Raw genomic sequence first — 18705 nt, 5'->3', positions numbered from 1 at the left:
CCCTATCCATCCGCAAATTAGCAATATTTTCATATATTACAGACGTTATTCTTAATAAAAACACCCAGCTTAAACTGGGTGTGCATTTACTACAATATTTCATCTATATACCAAAAACATCCTTTACCTTGTCAAAAAAGGTTTTTCTTTGTTCATGAACATCTTCGCCCATCTGGTCAGCAAATTGTTTAAGCAATTCCTTCTGTCTATCATTCAGCTTCTTAGGAACCTCTACAATCACCTTTACATAGTGATCTCCTCTTCCGTAACCCCTTAGGTTAGGAATACCTTTCCCTTTTAGTCTAAAGATTGTACCGCTTTGGGTACCTTCAGGAATCTTATATTTCACTTTCCCATCAAGGGTTGGAACAACAAATTCATCCCCTAAAGCCGCTTGAACAAAGGTTATAGGAATCTCACAAATGACGTCATTACCATCCCTTTGGAAAATCTCATGGGGCCGCACCCGAAGCACAATATATAGATCTCCAGTGGGACCGCCTTTTGTTCCAGGTTCACCTTCACCCCTTAAAGGAATAACAGAACCTGTGTCAACACCAGCTGGAATCTTAATATTAATTTTTCGATCCTTTCTTATCTTGCCTGCACCTTTACAAGTATCACAAGGTTGCTCAATAATTGTACCATCACCATGACATGCCTCACAGGTCTTCACATTTACGAATTGTCCTAAAGGTGTTCTTTGGGCATATCTTACTTCACCGCTACCCTTGCACTGGGGACAAGTTTTCTTATCTGTTCCCGGCTTGGCACCTGTTCCATGACAGGTATCACAGTTTTCATGGCGACTGATGCTGATCTCCTTATCGGCACCAAATGCTGCCTCTTCAAAGCTAATCGTATATTCATACTTTAAATCTGCACCTTTTTGTGGTCCATTCCGTCTTCTTCCAGAACCACCGCCAAACATGTCGAAGATATCTCCAAATATATCATCAAAACCTCCGAAGCCTGCGCCTGAGAAGCCTTCAAAACCACCTTGGCCATTTCCGCCTACCCCCGCATGACCAAATTGATCATAACGAGCCTTCTTATTTGCATCACTTAGCACCTCATAAGCTTCATTTGCTTCCTTGAATTTTTCTTCTGCCTCTTTATTACCTGGATTTCTATCGGGATGATATTGCATAGCCATCTTTCGATAAGCTTTTTTTATGGCAGCCTCATCGGCCCCTCTCTCTACCCCAAGAACCTCATAGTAGTCCCTTTTGCTCATCCTCTCACCGCCTTTCCTTCACAGGTTTTGTGAGAACCCTGCAAACACTATTCATTATATGAAATCTATAAAAAATATGCAAGCTTTCTTCACAATTACAAGGCACCCTGAGGGGTGCCTTATTTCCTATTACTTGTCATCATCCATTACTTCATAATCTGCATCCACGACATTATCGTCCTTTGGACCGTTTTCCCCTGCTTCTTGCGCCTCACCCTGCTGCGCTGCAGTCTGCTCATACATTTTTTGAGCAATCACATGGAAAGCATTGGTTAACTGCTCAGTTTGGGTTTTAATTTCTTCTATATTATCTCCCTCAAGGGCCTTCTTTAGCTTTGCTACTTCTTCCTCTACTTTATCCTTATCTGAAGCAGGAATTTTATCTCCTACTTCTTTCAATCCTTTTTCCGCTTCATAGACCATGGAGTCAGCCCTATTTCTGACTTCAATGGCTTCTTTCTTTTGCTTATCCTGCTCCGCAAACTGCTCTGCTTCCTTAACTTTTCTCTCAATTTCTTCATCTGACAAGTTTGTAGATGCTGTAATAGTAATTTTTTGTTCTTTTCCAGTACCTTTATCCTTTGCACTTACATGAACAATACCATTGGCATCAATGTCAAAGGTAACTTCAATTTGAGGAATTCCCCTTGGTGCTGGTAAGATACCACCTAATTGGAATCTTCCTAAAGTAATGTTATCAGGAGCCATTTGGCGTTCACCTTGTAGTACATGGATGTCTACAGCGGTTTGATTGTCAGCTGCCGTTGAGAATACTTGGCTTTTTCTTGTAGGAATTGTTGTGTTTCGTTCAATCAGCTTTGTAAACACACCGCCTAGGGTTTCAATTCCTAGAGAAAGAGGTGTTACATCCAACAACAATACATCTTTTACTTCACCCGTTAACACACCAGCCTGGATTGCTGCACCAATGGCAACACATTCATCAGGATTTACACCTTTATGAGGATCTTTGCCTGTTAATTTTTTTACTGCTTCCTGTACAGCAGGAATTCTTGTTGATCCACCTACAAGGATTACTTTATGAATATCCCCCGCAGTAAGGTTTGCATCAGATAATGCTTTTCTTGCTGGCCCCATGGTAGCTTCTACTAAATGGGCAGTCAATTGCTCGAACTTGGCTCTTGTTAGATCCATATTTAAGTGTAGTGGGCCAGCTGCTGTAGCTGTAATAAATGGTAAGTTAATATTTGTTGTTTGCGTGCTGGATAATTCCTTTTTCGCTTTTTCTGCAGCTTCCTTTAATCTCTGTAAGGACATTTTGTCCTGTCTTAAATCTATGGCATTCTCCTTCTTAAAGGATTCTGCTAAGTAATCAATCACTACCTGATCAAAATCATCGCCGCCAAGATGGTTATTACCATTTGTGGCTAATACTTCAAATACGCCATCTCCCAACTCAAGGATCGATACGTCAAAAGTTCCGCCACCAAGGTCAAACACCATGATCTTATGATGACTTGTATCTTTATCCAATCCATAGGCTAAGGATGCAGCTGTAGGTTCATTGATGATTCTTTTCACTTCAAGTCCAGCGATTTTACCAGCATCTTTTGTTGCCTGTCTTTGACTGTCTGTAAAGTATGCTGGTACAGTAATAACCGCTTCTGTAACCTTTTCACCTAGGTATGCTTCTGCATCCGCTTTCAGCTTCATCAAAATCATTGCAGAAATTTCTTGAGGCGAATATCCTTTGCCATCGATTTCTTCTTTATGATCTGTACCCATATGTCTCTTTATAGAAATGATTGTTCTATCAGGATTTGTAACAGCTTGTCTTTTTGCTGTTTCACCAGCAAGTCTTTCTCCATTTTTTGTGAATGCAACGATGGAAGGTGTTGTTCTATTTCCCTCTGCATTTGGAATAACAACTGGCTCGCCGCCCTCTAATACTGCGATGCATGAGTTCGTTGTACCTAAGTCAATACCAATTACCTTACTCATATTACAAGTTCCTCCTTTAATATATTAAAAATTTTATTATTAATTAGACACTTTTACCATACTCGGTCGTATAACTTTCCCATTTAAGGTGTAGCCTTTTTGAAACACATCAATCACTCGATTGGCTTCATAATCAGCATGGTCCTCTTGCATCACTGCATGATGAAGATTCGGATCAAATGCTTCACCTACTGCCTGAATCTCCTCTACCCCATGCTTTTTTAGTATATCTTTGAATTGCTGTATTACCATTTCAACACCCTTAGCTATACTATCGCTAGCGGCGGATTCTTCATTCGCGGAGCTATTGGCTCGCTCGAGATTATCTAAAATCGGTAGTAAATCAGCAATCATTTTTTCATTGCCAAACTGATATACATCCGCCTTTTCCTTTTCAGCTCTTTTCTTGTAATTCTGAAAATCAGCATTTAATCGCAAAAACCGGCTATTTAGATCATTTATTTCTTCTTCCTTCTTCGCAATGATCTCAGATATTTGGTCCTGCTGCTGTTCTCTAGCCTGCTCTTCGAACTCTTGCTTCTGAGCCTCCAAATCACTTTCAGCGGTCTCATTCACATCATTTACAGCCTTATTCTCCATATCATCTCTAGTATTTTTCAATATTACCACCTACCCTAATATATTATCATTTACATATTCTTACCTTTAATGATGAGATTTATCTTTAAAATTGCCTCAGCAATTTCATAAGCAGTGTTTATAGCAGTTGTTTTCACCCATGCAGGATCGATGATTCCCTGCATAAACAAATCCTTAACCTCTCCACTTTCACAATCTATTCCAATGGACTGATTTTTGCTATCCCTACTTGCCTGCATTACTGCTTCTAGCTTTTCTAATGGATTGTAGCCCGCATTCTCTACCATATGATGTATAGGTTTCTTCAGCCCTTCAATCACACAATCGATACCATACTTGCTTGTTCCAAGGACTCGATTTTTCAGCTCTTCCAAATGCATTGTACAAGCCAGTTCAATAGCACCTCCGCCTGTTACAACCCCATATTTACTAGCAGCCTGTAAGGCAGATGCGGCATCCTTTGCTACTCTTTCCTTTTCCCTAAGTATTGGTCCTGTGGAAGCGCTTATGATAATCTTCACCATAGGCTCTCCTAAACCTTCAGTAATTTTTATATGCTCTAACACTGGGTCATAATCGATTTTGCCTGCATATCCACAATAGCTTTCCAGTTCCCCTATGTTCTTGTTCAGAGCATTTTTCTTAATTGGTCGAGCCCTTGTGAAATCTGCTAATTCAAGGAGTTGGTCATTTAACACCCCATGTATCACCATAATTCCTGCATCCACCAAGGCTTGCTCCCCATATTCATCAACCCTACGGTCAATAAAAATGGCATTCACCTTCATCTCAATAATTTTCTCTATCCACTTTTCAAAGTGCTTACGGTTTTCTATGTATTGATTAAACCCACTTTCAGTATTCAAGAGTTCTTCACTGAGCGTTTCTGGTTGAAGGCAGTCATCTATAATTAATATTTTTGCTTGCTCCTGATGATAGCTTGCTTGATAGCTTAAAGGTTTTCTATCAATAACCAGGCCCTGTAGAATCTGATTTTCCGTGCCTTCAATGGCTATAATATGATCGGAAAAACGATAATCATTTGATTTCATCTTATCGAACGGAATCATTTGGGCTCCTTGATAGATCAAGTCAACTATTTCCCGGTTTCCTCTACCTGCAATAGCTGCCACAGACTGAAGCAGCTTCTGATTTTCCTTATCAATAGGCACAGCAGTACCTTTAATATATTGAATTGCTTCTGAAGTACCTATCTTAATTCCCTCTATGAGCTTGTGAACGGATACCCCTCTCTGCATGTGATATACTGCAGATTCAATCATGGCCCCTGCCATGATGGTCATGGTTGTCGTGCCATCACCAGCTTGACATTGCTGGGCATATGCGGCATTCACCATCATTAGCGCTGCAGGATGGGTCACGTCCATTTCCATGAGAATGGTCACACCATCATTGGTTACAATGAAATGTCCTTGATCATCTACAATCATGCAATCCAATCCCTTAGGTCCGATGGTACCTTCTACAGCGGATACCACAGCTCTTATGGCTTGAACATTGTTATCTAAAGCTGTACTTCTATCTTTTATATTCTCCCCATCGGCATTTTTCATATACAAGGCGCTTACCCCTCTCAACGAATTGCATCACACTTATGTGTAGTCTTTATCTCAATTTCGCAAAAGAGCACATATAATAGTGCAAAACCCATATTTATGTGCTTTGCACTATTGTCCCTTTATTTAGAAATGTTATCCTTTAGTATATTGGTTAAGTTTTTGGTTACAAAGTCAACCACAGAAATGATGTTTTCATAGTCCATGCGCGTTGGTCCAATTACGCCAATCTTCCCTACAACTCTGCCATTAAGTTTATAGGTTGCCGTGATCAAACTTGATTCCCTCATCTCCTCATACTTGTTCTCTCTACCAATTGTAATATTTACTTCATCATTGGAATTTAGCAGCATATCCGCTAAAACTTCCTTATGCTCCAGCATTGACATAAACTCTCTAGCCTTTTCAATATTATGATACTCTGGCAGCTGAAGTATGTTGGTCAAACCGTCTAAATGAATTTTCACTTCTTCCGCATCCTCTAATGTTGAAATAAGGACAGGCATTATATAATCCACCATGGAGTGAAACATCTGGGCTTCACTTTTGATACCACCGATGACCATATTATCAATCTCTCCAATGGTAAGTCCCTGAAGCTTATGGTTTAGCAACTTAGATATTTGCACCAGTTCATCCATAGTGAAATTCTGTGTGCTACGAAGCACTGCGTTCTTCACAGTACCAGACTCTGTTACCATAACCAATAGTATCTTATAGGCATCAATTGGTACCAACTGTACGTGCTTTAACCGACTATTCTTAAACTGTGGCGATAGAACCACTGATGTAAGCCTTGTTACTTGGGACAAAATCTTTGAAGCATAAGAAACCAAATGCTCTATTTCTCCCATTTTTTGCACAAAAGCATTTTTTATGGCTTCCTTCTGAAGCTGTTCTAGTTTATTGATGATCATCAACTGATCCACATATAAACGATAGCCTTTATCAGAAGGAACTCTGCCCGCTGAGGTATGAGGCTGTTCTAAATAACCCATTTCCTCAAGATCAGCCATTTCATTTCTTATGGTGGCAGAACTAATTCCTAAATCATATTTTTTTGCAATGGTTCTAGAGCCTACAGGTTCTGCTGTGGATATAAAGTCTCTGATAATTGCCTGTAGCACTTTTAACTTTCTATCGCCCAGCTCCATCATATCACTCCTATTTGTTAGCACTCTCTCTCGTTGAGTGCTAAGCTATTCTGATTTTAAATTATCACTAATGAAATATTTTGTCAAGACTCATTTTCTCTTTTTATTCAGGTATTAATCAGGAAGAAATTCCATAAAAACTTGATTGGATAAATCTATGCCTTTTCTAGAAAGTCGAATACATTTTTCATCTACTTCGATCAACCCTAAAGCCATCATTTTCTTAATCTTCTTTTCATACTTCATCACAGGATTGATACCAAATCTCTGCTGAAAACCTTGAATACTAATCCCCCTCATCATTCTTAACCCTAAAAACATGGTTTCAGCCATTTCATCCTCTTGGGACACAGGGATATTTTCTATCATCGCTTCTCCATGGCTCTTCATTTGAGCAATGTACGCATCTAGGTTTCCTGTATTTGAAAATCTATGCTTATTCAGGTACGAATGGGCATTCAATCCTATGCCAACATATTCTTCATTATTCCAATATACTTTGTTATGAATGCACGCCTTGCCTTCTTGCGCAAAATTCGATATTTCATAATGGTTATATTTATTGGCCTTTAGAAAGCCAATGGCGTACTCATACATCGCCCGATCCAATTCCTCAGTTGGTAAATCCAACAACCCTTGATCATACAGGTTTCCAAATCTCGTCCCTTCCTCTATCTTTAAACTGTAGGCAGAAATATGATCAGGACACAATTCTACTATTCTCTGAAGTGTTTCCTTCCATTGATCCATGGTTTGATTCGGCAGACCAAACATGAGATCAACATTGATATTCTCAAAACCTGCTTCCCTGGCCAACCGATAGTTCTCAATGAATTGTTTTTGACTATGAACCCTTCCTAAGCTAGATAGAAGCTTATCTTGCCATGCTTGAAATCCAATGCTCATTCGATTTATGCCACTGGCTTTATAGAAATCCAGCTTTTCTTTGTCGAAAGTCCCAGGATTTCCTTCAATGGAAAATTCGGTATTATCATTGAAAGTAAAATTTCGATAGAGGTGTTCCAATAAACGATCCATTTCTTGGATAGGGACAATGGTAGGGGTTCCACCTCCTATAAAGACCGACTTGATCTTATAATCCTCCAATTTCAGCTTCCAAGCATCCAACTCTACGATTAATCCATCCATATAGTCCTTGATTTTTCCTTCTGCACCTGCAAAAGAAGCAAAGTCACAGTAATGGCACTTCTGTGAACAAAACGGCATATGGATATACAATCCTAGCTCCTTCATGATTTCTCACTCCTAATTTAAAATAGTCACCCTACGGTGACTATTTTTCATCATATTTCAATACTGCCATAAAGGCTTCTTGAGGAACCTCTACACTACCAAGCTGCCTCATTCGTTTCTTTCCTTCTTTTTGTTTCTCAAGCAACTTTTTCTTACGGGTGATATCTCCCCCATAGCATTTAGCCAATACATCTTTTCTCAAAGCACTGATGGTCTCTCTTGCAATAACCTTTGTTCCAACAGCTGCTTGGATGGGAATGGCAAACATATGCTTAGGAATTACTTCCTTTAGCTTCTCACAGATCACTCTTCCCCTTGAATCCGCCTTGCTTTCATGAACGATCATGGAAAATGCATCCACAGTTTCCCTGTTTAATAAGATATCCAGCTTCACCAGCTTTGAACGCTGATATTCTTTGAATTCATAGTCTAAGGATCCATAACCTCTTGTTCTGGATTTCAATGCATCGAAGAAGTCGTAAATTACCTCATTTAGGGGAAGCTCATAGTGTAAAACTACCCTTTTTGCATCAAGGTATTCCATATGTTTCATGGTTCCTCGACGATCTTGACATAATTCCATTACGCTTCCTACATAATCATTGGGCAGCATAATTTTTGCTTCAACAATAGGTTCCTCCATATAAGCAATTTCTTGGGGAGACGGTAAGTTCGTTGGATTTTGAATCATCAAAACCTCATTATCTGTTTTTGTCACCCGATAAATAACACTTGGGGAGGTTGTGACCATACTTAAATCAAATTCACGTTCTAATCTTTCTTGAATAATTTCCATGTGAAGCAGTCCTAAGAAACCACATCTAAAGCCAAATCCTAATGCAACGGATGTTTCTGGTTCAAATTCTAGCGCTGCATCATTGACCTGAAGCTTCTCTAACGCATCCCTTACATTCTCGTACTTTTCTCCCTCACCAGGGTAAATTCCGCAATATACCATTGGTACAACCTTTTTATATCCTGGCAATGGCTCTTTCGCTGGATTTACCGCACTGGTAATCGTATCTCCCACCCTTGTATCCTGAACATTTTTAATGCTGGCTGTCACATAGCCAACGTCCCCAGCTTTTAACTCGTTCACAGGCAGGGGTCCTGGTATGAAAACCCCGACTTCATTGATTTCAAATTTTTTCCCTGTAGCCATCATCAATATTTTGTCACCTGGTTTAAGGGTCCCTTCCTTTACTCTTACATACGCTACCACACCTCTGTAGCTGTCATAATAGGAGTCAAAGATCAAAGCCCGAGGTGTACCCTCCTCGTCTCCTGTTGGAGGCGGCACATGTTTTACAACGGCTTCTAACACATCTTCTATGTTCTTACCCTCTTTTGCGGAAATCAGAGGTGCATAGCTGGCATCAATGCCAATGATTTCTTCAACCTCTTCCTTAATTTCATCAGGTCTAGCACTGGGCAGGTCAATTTTATTGATTACTGGCACAATCTCGAGATTTTGATCGATGGCCAAATATACATTGGCTAGAGTCTGGGCTTCTACCCCTTGGGCTGCATCCACCACCAAGATAGCACCTTCACATGCCGCTAAGCTTCTTGATACCTCATAGGTAAAGTCTACGTGCCCTGGCGTATCAATAAGGTTTAGGATGTATTCTTCTCCGTCCTGGGCTTTATATACAAGTCTTGTGCTCTGGAGTTTAATCGTAATTCCCCGTTCTCTCTCCAGCTCCATATTATCCAATATTTGATCCTTCATTTCCCGTTGGGTAAGCAAACCTGTTTTCTCAATTAATCTATCTGCAAGGGTTGATTTACCATGGTCAATATGGGCAATGATACAAAAATTCCGTATCTTTTTTTGTCTGCTACTGCTCATACAACTCCTCCTCTTTACACGTTCCCATAATCTTTACCATTATAACACAATTCGATTTTTTCGTATACATACTTCCTGTTATAGACGGGACTCCCCTTTTCTCATGAAATTACCCATAGGATTATATCACCTATGCCTTCCATTGTCTATATATGTAAATCCACCATTTCCTTGATATGCATAAAATAGCAATAAGCCGAGTGCATTCCCCGGCTCCTAGTCTTCAAACTTCACAAGCTGATCTTTTTTGTCTATCAACACCTTCAAAAAAACTTCTACTCCATTCTTTGCTTGTGAAACTGTGCTCTTAATCTCTTCCTCATCTACAAATACCTTTTCGCCACATATATAAAGCTCATGCAGGCTGTTACTAATTCTATTGTATCCAAAAGCCTTAGGCTCTTCTAGCATCATCATCCACCGAATAGATTCATCTACAGCGGTTACACCGCCAAAAAGAAGAAAAAAGAGCACAACAATCCATAGGAGTTTCCCACGAACTCGCTTTTCTCTTACCCTAATTTGTGCCTGTTCTTCTTTTTTTCTTTCAATTCTACTCATATGCATCACCATTACTAGTGTGAGCATCCTATTTAGGTTTTATTCAACCTTGAAAAACAAATTGCCTATTTATAAACCAAAAGAAAAAGAGGATATGAATATCTCCTCTTGCTATTGCTTGATATCTTGGATCACTGAATCCATAATCTCCGCCACATATTTGGCTGTACGGATAGCTTCATCCGTATGATTGGATATATTTCCAATCTCGATAAGCAGGTAGTAATCTGAATTATACTGATTAAACTTCGCATAATCCTTCATTAGTGTCTTTTTTGCTAATCCGGGGTACATACTCTCACTTTTGGCATAAAAATAATCAGCAAAGGTTTTTAACTGCTCGTAGTTATCATTTTTCCCACCGAGGATTAGTTGGAATTTTGCAACCTTTTCTCCTTTTATTGAAATTGTATTATTCGCTTGGGCTTGATTCATAACCGCATCACGGTGAACATCAAGAACAATTTTCAAAGAAGGCTGTTCTTTCAAATTTCTGGTTAAGGTTTCAAGTGATCTTATATAGGACTGTTCATAAGACGGATGGTCATGGACTGTATCGTCATGAATGAGTTTATATCCCTTTTTTAATAAGTGTTCCTCTAATTGATCTCCTACTTGGCGTACTGTGTATTTTCTATTTTCAAGGGAGTGAAAATTCCCTCCGCTTTCTGGTAAATAAGATTCTGTTGCATGGGTGTGAAAAATAAATATGGTTGGCTTCTTATCGTCTAATTTTATTTTTTGGGGCATTTTTGCTGGAATTGCGGAGCTCACAATTTCAAGACCCGGCATTGGATCTTCGGTTGTCTGCTGTGGATTAGAGGATACCTCTGATGTTTCTCCTGTATTATGTTGATCTTCGTCCCCCTTTATGTTCGGCTGAACATCTGGAATCTCTATGGGCACCTCTGCCGCGTCATCGGGTGTAATCACGTTGTTACTATTCACAGATTCCATAGCCATGGTTGGATCGACCTCTCTTACAATAGGTATCTGCGCTTGTAAAAGGGTTTTAGGGTCTTGATAGTCAAAGTGAATCAGACGACTTAGGGCCAATTTCATAATTCCCTTATAATCTTTCGTCCCGTATGTATCTTCATACATAACATCCATGAGAGGTATGGCCTTATTCATCAACATTACAAAAATATTATCATGGATATCTTGATTCTGAGTAATGCTGTCCATTTTCAAGGAATTTTCTATGCTGTTGGCTTTCACCACTGAAGCGTCTCTGATCTCTACCATCAGGACAGAAAAAAATAAAATAAACATGAGTATCGTTGTAATTATCGTTATTAATTTGAAACATTTTCTTACTTCAATGACCTTGATGCGAATCAAGATATGCACCTCTCTTCTGTTTTTTCCTGTTGTTAAATCATGCTATATAAGTATATGAAAGGTGCATTTTATATATGATAATACTTTTTTCAATCAGATGAAATTCAATGTCATTGCGTATATTAAAAGCCAAGCTATGTCCATATCTTGGACCAGAGCTTGGCTTAGACATTTATCCGATGGCTAACAACTCTAGGACTCCCGCTTGCACGCTGTGTAAGCGGGAGACAAGAGTTGTACAGCCCCTGGATAACACGACTTAGCGTTCAGGTGGAATTACCTGTGCCCGCGGCAGGTGCAAACTCCATCTGAACTGAGTCTTAGTTGATTACTATTCTTAATGTAGATACCTATTTACATCTTTGAGATCAATACCTGGATGTAAAGAAATATTTAATGCATTGGCAATGATTTGAGATAAATTTGTAATAATCATATCGATATCCTTTGTCGTTACAAAAACATTGGCCCCATAGGGATCTAATACTTCTCTGATCAAGGAGTATTTGTCTTCCTCTGACATTTCTCGAAGCATTTGAAAGAATTGTGATCCTTTGGCAGCCTGACTTTTCAAGGCTTCTACCACCAGTTTTATGGTATCATTGGTCAACGTAGCCGCATCTACCACTGTAGGAACCCCAATGGCAATTACAGGTACCCCGAGGGTCTTTTCACTAAGCTCTTTTCTCGTATTGCCTACACCAGAGCCAGGATTTATGCCTGTGGTAGAAATCTGTATGGTAGAATGGACCCTTTCCATCTTTCGTGAAGCCAAAGCATCGATAGCAATCACCACATCGGGTTTTATCTTCTCAACGATTCCTTGTATGGTTTCCACAGTTTCAATTCCCGTGGTCCCCATGACTCCTGGAGAAATTGCACTTACCGACGTCATCGTTGGATCTTCTTCCTTTCCATAGGCTTCAAAAAAATGCCTTGTAACCAAAACCTTTGATACCACCTGGGGACCTAATGCATCTGGTGTGACATTCCAGTTGCCTAGGCCAACAATAAGGGTTTTCAATGTCTTCTTATTAGGTATCAGATGTACCAATTCTTTTGCTAGCAATTGACTTACACGATCCTTTAAGTCGGCATCGGCCTTCTTTAATCTAGGCGATTCAACTGTAATATAATTTCCTTCAGGCTTTCCCATAATTTCACTGCCCTGTTTATTAAAAACCTTTACTCTCGTCACCGTGGCAAAATCTTCTTCTTTTTGTTCCACCTCAACACCAGGAATTTCCTGTTTCGTATTCTCTTGATACATCTCCCTTGCTTCCAGAGCTAGGTCTGTCCTTATTTGAAACATGACAACACCTCCAATTTTATAAATATATTTTGCACCCAACTTGTATTTTTATATACAAAACAAGGGAAATATATTTATTGAAGATAACCATGTATATTTTTAAAATTTTCTGGGTATAAAAGAACTAGTACTTTTTTCCTTGCATTTCGAAAGTAATCATGATAAAATATCTTTTGTTGAACTGGTTATAAGGGGGTGAATAGGTTGGCTAACATTAAATCCGCTAAGAAAAGAATTCATGTAATCGCTGTAAAAACAACTAGAAACAGAAGAATCAAGTCTATTGTTAAAACTGCTATTAAAAGATTCGAAGAAGCTCTAGTTGCTGGTAACATGGAAGAGGCGAAGGATAAGTTCCGTTTTGCAGAAAAGAAGATCACTCAAGCTGCTGCAAAAGGTACATTCCACAAGAATGCTGCTTCTAGAAAAGTTGCTAGATTGGCGAAGAGATTAAACAATGCTGTAAAGCAAGCAATGTAATTTTTATCAAACAACCGTCATTAATTCCCCATAGATATAAAAGCGTACATTGTACGCTTTTCTGCTTTTTTGACTTTCCTATTTTTCACGAATGCTATTTTATATAGGTGGCAAACTCGCTGATCAATAATTCCATGCCCAGCCGCGGAGGAATTTTTCCTTTCTTAATATCATGGTCTGTTTCAAGACATTTATAGAGAGCTTTCTGCAGCGTATTTTTATCGAAATTCAAGGTTTGTTTAAGATATTTTTTTATAACAAACTGCTGTAATCCTAATTTAGGCCCAATAGCCATTGGTGTATAGCCTTGAGACTCCATTAATTTTATTTGATACAGTAGTCGAAACTGTCTGGTAATCATAAAAAGTATTCTGATTTCAGGTTCTCCTTCCAGCAGCATATCACTCAACATCAACAATGCCTTTTCGCTGTTTTTTTCACCTATAGACTCTACCAGACTAAATATATTGTTTTCAATTGTTTTCGGTGCCAAAAGCTCAATCTCTTTTCGTGATACAACTGTTTGATCTCCCATATAATCGGATATTTTTTTTATCTCATTTTCAAGATCCTTTAGATTTTTATTTGAGCTTTTTTCTAGATATCCTGATACTTCTATAAATCCTTGAATATCTTTTTCATTGATTTTTTTCCCATACTTACCAAAAGACTTAGCAATCCATTTACTCAAATCTGTCCCATCCATCTTGTCAAAAGCTATAAGCTTACCATATTTTCCTATATCCTTAACAATTTTCTTTCGTTTGTCTAAACCTTCTGTAACAGTGAAGAGTACATAGGTTGTTGATGCAATATTGGATAGATACTCAATCAATCGTTTTTCTTCATCTTCACTGATATTCTTTCTTTTTCCAGCAAAACATTCCAAATCTTTTATAATGACAAGCCTTGCCTCACCCATAAACGGCAGCGTCTCACAGGCGTTGATGATTTGATCTACTGTGGTATCTTTTCCATCTATGACTTGATAATTCAAATCTGAAAATCCATCATCTATCAATTTATTTTTGATCCCGCCAACTGCATGGTCCACAAGATAAAACTCTGTACCATGAAAAAGATAAATATGGGATAGTTGATTATTTTTTAAATCTGTCATAACATCCTTGTAGCTCATCGTATAACCTCCATTTTTCAACTCCCATACATTTTAGCATAGGCTGGGATAATTGTAAAATTCCACTTTCTTTATTTCATTTCCTGTGACAATGATGTATACACTTCAATTTTTTCTCTATCCAAACGTAAACGTATACCACCATTTTCGTCATTCCTAAAAATTAAGCTGTTATTTTTTTCATACCTTTCAATTACCTTAGGATGAGGGTGCCCAAAGCTGTTTCTACCAACCTGAAAAACGGAAATTTCCGGTGTTATGCGCTCAATCCATTGTTCTGTGCTGGAATAAACACTTCCATGGTGAGGAACTTTCACCACATGCACATCCAAACTAGGATATTGATCCATCATCATATTTTCTGCCTCAGCTTCAATATCACCGGTCCATAACAGTCTTTTATTCTTATACTCCATGAGCAGCACAAGGGAGTTATTGTTCACATCATCCCTACTTGACTGAATAAGGGTTTCAGCAGGATGAAGGACCTTCATCACAGTATCCTTATCTATGACGATTTCAGATCCCCTTTTCACGGTATAAATCCCAACATTTTTTTCTTTACACTTTTTCTCAAAGGCAATCCAATCCGCTGTCTTAAATGCCTCTGTTCCCACAACAACATAGCGAACTTTTATTTTATCCAATACCTGTATCAGTCCACCTATATGATCATTATGACCATGGGATGCAAACATAATATCTATTTTTGAAATACCATTTTTAAATAAATAAGGGACAATGATATCCTTCTCCTTTTGCACTACACCCTGCTGGAAATTCCCTCCCCCATCAATCAATATATTTTTTCTCTGGGAGGTACGGATTAGGGTGCAATCACCCTGTCCCACATCTACAAATATAACCTCCATTGGGTGTGGCAATAGCGCCTTGATCATCAACAGCGTCATACAGAGTATAATGAGACCATACAAGCACTTCTTTCTATGAAGCTGATACTTCTTGATCATGCTCTCTCCCATGATCAAGATTCCTATGAAAACAACATAAGCTACCATAAACCATAGACTCGGTGAGGGAACCCATAGAAATGCAAAGGGGATGGAAACAGATATATCTACGATGACCAGCATCAACTGAATTATTATCGTTACAATGAAACCTATCAGAGATGTAAAGGATAAGTTTAGGACTCCTATGGCGGTCAGAACAATCCCTATGGGTACTAGATACCCTACGATCAACACGATTGGAATATTGACAAATACAGATGCCAGGGACAGCACATTAAAATGATATGCAATAATGGGCCATGTGCCTGCTTGTGCAGCTAATGAAACGCCAAGGAGCTCTGCCCAATATTTCGGTACAAAGTTTATCTTTCTTAAAATTGGTGGATAGAGCAAAATGATAGAAATAACTGCTGCAAAGGATAGTTGAAATCCGATATCAATGATTAGCAGGGGATTTATGATTAAGAATAGAAAGGCGGCGGCTAGCAAAGAAGATAGGGCATCGTATTTTCTGTTGATTGATGGCCCCATCAACAAAAACATTGCCATAGTGACAGCTCGTAAAACAGATGATGAAAATCCTGTGACTGATGCGTAGCTCCAGAGAATCATCAAGATTACAGCTGTCTTAATCTTTATATTCATCTTCTTTAGCAAGTAATTTAATGCCATATAAAGAATTCCCACATGAAGACCAGACACAGCCAATACATGGGCAGTGCCCAGCAATTGAAAACTTTCATATATCGCATCGTCCAACTGGTCTCTATCTCCCAAAAGAATACCTAAAAGTAATCCAGCCTCCCGCTTCTCAAGTGTGCGGAAAATAACCTGGGCTATTTTATATTTAATTTGGCTGGATGCTTTTATAATGGGGTTTATTTCCCCTTTTCCAATAACATCTATTCCGTCAAAGGTTCCATAGACCAAACTATGTATATTTTTTATTTTTAGATACATCCGATAATCAAAAGTTTTAAAATTTCTTGGACCTTGGGGTTCCCGGATCATGCCGTGGATAGCAACCCTTTTTCCGACTATATTTTCATCATTTTCAACTTCCCCTGTAAGCATTACAAGAGTCGTTTCACTTAACCGAATACTCTGATTGTGCAGATTTATCTCTTTTAGCTGAAGCTTTAACTGAGCTGTATCTCCATAAGCTACATTTATAACATCTCCTATAATATAGGCTTCTTGGTTCCAATAAGGTGCCAACTGACTTACATAGCTAAATTTAACTGTTAAGTTTCCAACGCCAGCAAGCAAAAATATACATAATAGGACCGTGGTATGTCGGCTTTTTTTCAAAACAATACCCATGGAGAAAACAACAAGGAACACCACGCTGCCTAATATATACAAATTATTTATCCAATACCTCAACACAATTCCAGCTGCATATGCAGCTACTATAGGAATCAGCGGCCTTCTCATAAAATGCCACCTCCTTTGTGATTGAAGTACTATTTTCTACAAATTTCTTCCAATTCCTCTAAAAATGCATCAAAGATGCTTTCGCTAGGGGAACCTAGTTCCCCTTCGACGGCTGCTAAGCAGCCTGAGCACCCCTCTGACTACGGCATGGGAATACTTCCCCTGCACCCCTTATTTTTTATTGTTAAATATTTCATATACCTTATACTCCTTGTTCTTACTAAGATTGATTCGAATCAAAATCTATATTTGCTTAGACAATAAAAAGGACTCCTTTAAGGAATCCTTTTTTCAAGCGTCTCGATTAATGTTCCAACTCATTTTCTGTTCTTAAATGATTTGGGATATACATTCTTGCTTTTGTATGATCATTTCCAAGGTAGATCAGATCTGCCTGGATATTCACACTATGATTGTTTCTATCATGTTTTACCTCTACGTTGTCTACCCTTGCATCATCTTGATGATAAGACAGATATTGAGACAAAACGTCCCTTGCATTATTTTCACTGATATCTCCATCATAAATCATCAAATACTCTTGATCAGGCACCTCAATATATAACTTATACTTGTCACGAAGCTTCACGCGTCTCTCACTAATGCTGTTTAGCATCTACTCACTTCCTTTCATTACCTTTGTGATAAAAAGGAGTCTACATTTATTATTACCATTTTACCAAAAAGCTTACTGAAAGAACGCTTCCATTATCATACACTTTATCAAATTTCATAGGTTTTCATTTCTTCCGATAGAATCAGCTCGCCATCAAAATTTCCCTTGGCTTCCTGTAGAATCTCATCCAAAGTATAGCCAGGCCAAAAATGGGTAAGCATCAACTTTTTTACTCTGCTGACCATGCCAATTTCACCAGCTTCCTTGGCTGATAAATGGGCAGTATCTTCTGTTTTATCCCTTTCAAGCACACCACTTTCACACAACAATAAATCTGCATCTTTCGCCAATTGAAAAATTTGATCGCAGTATTTTGTATCTGCTGAATACACAAATTTTTTTCCATTTTTCTCAATTGTCATGCCGTAGCAAGGTACAGGATGGACCATTTTCTTAAACCCAATGGACAATTCATTTTGATGAATAACCAAATCCTCAGAAATTTCCTTCATAATAAATGCATCTTGAAATTGGAGCTTATCAAAATCTGCTTTTGGTTCACCTGGTGCAAATAAAGGAATTGATTTGGAGATCATTCCTTTTGCCTTGTTGATCCCAATAGCATACCTCAGCACCATGGCATCCGCAATATGATCACTATGAAGATGACTAATAATAATCATGTCTAAATCGTCAAGGCGATGTATGATTTGTTGAAGGCGGCTCAACGTCCCATTTCCACAATCAATTAGAATTTTTGTACTTCCATCCTCAAAGAGATAGCCTGAGCACGCACCGCCTGGTCGTGGATAGGGTCCCGAATTTCCTAATACAGTAATCCTCATAATTTGCTCCTTTCAAAAAATAATTTCTATATATAATGTACCCATATTCAAAAGAAAGTCGCAGCAAAATTTTTTTCAATTTAAATGCAACAGATCAAGATCGAGATTGAGTAAAGACAATAGGAGGCGCATAGCATGCAACCCGAGATCCGAAGCGACAGCCCAGGCCCTGGGCGGGTTGCATGCTATGCAACCCCTACGGTGTTCATTCTTAACCTCAACCTTAACCTTACCCTATGCGACGCAGTCGCATCCTTTATCTATGTAGAGTAAAATGGTGGATTTGAGGAAACTCTCTTCCACCACCTCCTCATCAAACCGTACGTGAGGTTCTCCCTCATACGGCTTTCCTCTAGCTCTTC

The 18705-nt window shown here is 38.7% G+C and carries 16 protein-coding genes; 2 read left to right on the top strand and 14 right to left on the bottom strand.

Annotation, left to right across the window (positions count from 1 at the left end; all coding sequences use genetic code 11):
- Positions 1–103: 103 nt before the first annotated feature.
- From dnaJ to gpr, 10 genes are all read right to left on the bottom strand, one after another.
- The gene (gene dnaJ, locus K0R93_RS15130; protein ID WP_300302933.1) at positions 104–1237 is read right to left on the bottom strand and encodes a molecular chaperone DnaJ; all 1134 of its coding nucleotides are present in this window, start codon (positions 1235–1237) and stop codon (positions 104–106) included.
- Positions 1238–1366: 129 nt separating this feature from the next.
- The gene (gene dnaK / locus K0R93_RS15125) at positions 1367–3199 is read right to left on the bottom strand and encodes a molecular chaperone DnaK (protein ID WP_300302931.1); all 1833 of its coding nucleotides are present in this window, start codon (positions 3197–3199) and stop codon (positions 1367–1369) included.
- Positions 3200–3238: 39 nt separating this feature from the next.
- Positions 3239–3820, bottom strand: a complete 582-nt coding sequence (gene grpE / locus K0R93_RS15120) for a nucleotide exchange factor GrpE (RefSeq protein WP_300302928.1) — start codon at positions 3818–3820, stop codon at positions 3239–3241.
- A 29-nt stretch (positions 3821–3849) separates the two neighbouring features.
- Positions 3850–5373, bottom strand: a complete 1524-nt coding sequence (locus K0R93_RS15115) for a TCP-1/cpn60 chaperonin family protein (protein ID WP_300303013.1) — start codon at positions 5371–5373, stop codon at positions 3850–3852.
- Positions 5374–5498: 125 nt separating this feature from the next.
- On the bottom strand, positions 5499–6530 hold the full coding sequence (gene hrcA / locus K0R93_RS15110) for a heat-inducible transcriptional repressor HrcA (RefSeq protein WP_300302926.1): 1032 nt from the start codon (positions 6528–6530) through the stop codon (positions 5499–5501).
- A 114-nt stretch (positions 6531–6644) separates the two neighbouring features.
- A complete protein-coding gene (hemW, locus tag K0R93_RS15105) occupies positions 6645–7784 on the bottom strand; it encodes a radical SAM family heme chaperone HemW (protein WP_300302924.1) in 1140 nt (379 codons plus the stop codon).
- 40 nt (positions 7785–7824) lie between these two features.
- A complete protein-coding gene (gene lepA, locus K0R93_RS15100; RefSeq protein WP_300302922.1) occupies positions 7825–9636 on the bottom strand; it encodes a translation elongation factor 4 in 1812 nt (603 codons plus the stop codon).
- 216 nt (positions 9637–9852) lie between these two features.
- On the bottom strand, positions 9853–10197 hold the full coding sequence (locus K0R93_RS15095; protein WP_300302920.1) for a hypothetical protein: 345 nt from the start codon (positions 10195–10197) through the stop codon (positions 9853–9855).
- A gap of 111 nt (positions 10198–10308) precedes the next feature.
- Entirely contained in the window at positions 10309–11541 is a 1233-nt protein-coding gene (spoIIP, locus tag K0R93_RS15090; RefSeq protein ID WP_300302918.1) for a stage II sporulation protein P, read from the bottom strand.
- A 337-nt stretch (positions 11542–11878) separates the two neighbouring features.
- The gene (gene gpr, locus K0R93_RS15085; protein WP_300302916.1) at positions 11879–12853 is read right to left on the bottom strand and encodes a GPR endopeptidase; all 975 of its coding nucleotides are present in this window, start codon (positions 12851–12853) and stop codon (positions 11879–11881) included.
- Between the two features lie 204 nt (positions 12854–13057).
- On the opposite strand from gpr, the gene rpsT reads away from it, so the two are divergent.
- On the top strand, positions 13058–13333 hold the full coding sequence (gene rpsT / locus K0R93_RS15080; protein ID WP_300302914.1) for a 30S ribosomal protein S20: 276 nt from the start codon (positions 13058–13060) through the stop codon (positions 13331–13333).
- 94 nt (positions 13334–13427) lie between these two features.
- Here the strand turns inward: rpsT and holA are convergent, their stop codons facing one another.
- The 4 genes from holA to K0R93_RS15060 form a co-directional block, all read right to left on the bottom strand.
- Complete coding sequence (gene holA / locus K0R93_RS15075) at positions 13428–14471, bottom strand: DNA polymerase III subunit delta (protein WP_300302912.1); 1044 nt, start codon at positions 14469–14471, stop codon at positions 13428–13430.
- A 71-nt stretch (positions 14472–14542) separates the two neighbouring features.
- Positions 14543–16882 (bottom strand): DNA internalization-related competence protein ComEC/Rec2, encoded by a 2340-nt coding sequence (locus K0R93_RS15070; RefSeq protein WP_300302911.1) that lies wholly within the window; start codon positions 16880–16882, stop codon positions 14543–14545.
- 304 nt (positions 16883–17186) lie between these two features.
- On the bottom strand, positions 17187–17498 hold the full coding sequence (locus tag K0R93_RS15065; RefSeq protein WP_300302909.1) for a hypothetical protein: 312 nt from the start codon (positions 17496–17498) through the stop codon (positions 17187–17189).
- Between the two features lie 107 nt (positions 17499–17605).
- Complete coding sequence (locus K0R93_RS15060) at positions 17606–18343, bottom strand: MBL fold metallo-hydrolase (RefSeq protein WP_300302907.1); 738 nt, start codon at positions 18341–18343, stop codon at positions 17606–17608.
- A gap of 135 nt (positions 18344–18478) precedes the next feature.
- On the opposite strand from K0R93_RS15060, the gene K0R93_RS15055 reads away from it, so the two are divergent.
- Positions 18479–18616 (top strand): hypothetical protein, encoded by a 138-nt coding sequence (locus tag K0R93_RS15055; RefSeq protein ID WP_300302905.1) that lies wholly within the window; start codon positions 18479–18481, stop codon positions 18614–18616.
- Positions 18617–18705: the final 89 nt, after the last annotated feature.

It is taken from the genome of Anaerosolibacter sp. (assembly GCF_029240175.1).
Classification (GTDB): Bacteria; Bacillota; Clostridia; order Peptostreptococcales; family Thermotaleaceae; genus Anaerosolibacter.
Note: the sequence above shows the minus strand (reverse complement) of the source record. Positions and strands in the feature narration are given on the sequence as shown.

Bases quoted from the DNA above. Each gene is read 5' to 3' on its own strand.
- dnaJ (WP_300302933.1), bottom strand. From the start codon at position 1,237: ATGAGCAAAAGGGACTACTATGAGGTTCTTGGGGTAGAGAGAGGGGCC.
- dnaK (WP_300302931.1), bottom strand. From the start codon at position 3,199: ATGAGTAAGGTAATTGGTATTGACTTAGGTACAACGAACTCATGCATC.
- K0R93_RS15115 (WP_300303013.1), bottom strand. From the start codon at position 5,373: ATGAAAAATGCCGATGGGGAGAATATAAAAGATAGAAGTACAGCTTTA.
- hrcA (WP_300302926.1), bottom strand. From the start codon at position 6,530: ATGGAGCTGGGCGATAGAAAGTTAAAAGTGCTACAGGCAATTATCAGA.
- hemW (WP_300302924.1), bottom strand. From the start codon at position 7,784: ATGAAGGAGCTAGGATTGTATATCCATATGCCGTTTTGTTCACAGAAG.
- lepA (WP_300302922.1), bottom strand. From the start codon at position 9,636: ATGAGCAGTAGCAGACAAAAAAAGATACGGAATTTTTGTATCATTGCC.
- K0R93_RS15095 (WP_300302920.1), bottom strand. From the start codon at position 10,197: ATGAGTAGAATTGAAAGAAAAAAAGAAGAACAGGCACAAATTAGGGTA.
- gpr (WP_300302916.1), bottom strand. From the start codon at position 12,853: ATGTTTCAAATAAGGACAGACCTAGCTCTGGAAGCAAGGGAGATGTAT.
- holA (WP_300302912.1), bottom strand. From the start codon at position 14,471: ATGAGCTACAAGGATGTTATGACAGATTTAAAAAATAATCAACTATCC.
- K0R93_RS15070 (WP_300302911.1), bottom strand. From the start codon at position 16,882: ATGAGAAGGCCGCTGATTCCTATAGTAGCTGCATATGCAGCTGGAATT.
- K0R93_RS15065 (WP_300302909.1), bottom strand. From the start codon at position 17,498: ATGCTAAACAGCATTAGTGAGAGACGCGTGAAGCTTCGTGACAAGTAT.
- K0R93_RS15060 (WP_300302907.1), bottom strand. From the start codon at position 18,343: ATGAGGATTACTGTATTAGGAAATTCGGGACCCTATCCACGACCAGGC.
- K0R93_RS15055 (WP_300302905.1), top strand. From the start codon at position 18,479: ATGCAACCCGAGATCCGAAGCGACAGCCCAGGCCCTGGGCGGGTTGCA.